This is a genomic window from Methylobacterium oryzisoli, assembly GCF_046557895.1.
In the GTDB taxonomy this organism is placed as follows: Bacteria; Pseudomonadota; Alphaproteobacteria; order Rhizobiales; family Beijerinckiaceae; genus Methylobacterium; species Methylobacterium oryzisoli.
Genome location: NZ_JBKIBX010000139.1, coordinates 1 through 562 on the forward strand (window position 1 = coordinate 1; position 562 = coordinate 562).

At 69.6% G+C, this 562-nt stretch carries 1 protein-coding gene; it reads right to left on the reverse strand.

Annotated elements, in window-relative coordinates; genetic code table 11:
* A partial coding sequence (locus ACKUB9_RS34405) for an outer membrane protein (RefSeq protein WP_407531201.1) occupies positions 1-562 on the reverse strand: 562 nt, incomplete at both ends.

A 562-nucleotide genomic window follows, 5' to 3' on the forward strand; every position in this document is an offset into this window, starting at 1 on the left:
AGGTGCCGAACTTGTAGTTCAGGCCGGCGCGGACGACGGCGAACTCGGTGTCGCGGCGCAGGTTGCCGCCCGAGACCACCACCACGCCCGGCGACGCCGTCGTGATGATGCCGCCGGCGTTGTTGACCGCGAACGCGCCGTTCAGGCCGTTGCCGCGGTCGAGGTTGACGTACAGGCCCTCGACCTTGATCGTCACGGCGTTCGACCGGAAGAAGTTCAGGAACGAGTCGGTGGGCAGGGCGTACTCGACGCCGCCGCCGACCGTCCAGCCGGTCTGGAAGTCGTCGTTGTTGGGCAGGCCGAAGTCGTTGCCGCCGCCCGCGCCGTAGGCGAAGCCGCCGGTGGCGTACACCAGCGTGCGGTCCCAGGCGTAGCCGAGGCGGCCGCGCACGGTGCCGAAGAAGTCCAGACCGGAGATGCCGTTCGGGTTGAACAGGCGCTGGGCGGCGATCGGGCCGGTCGAGACGAAGCGGTTGCGGTCACGGCCGAAGTCGACGTACTGCGCGTCGGCCTCGATGCCGACCACGAAGCCGGCGCCCGGCGTGAACTGGTAGTTGTAGCC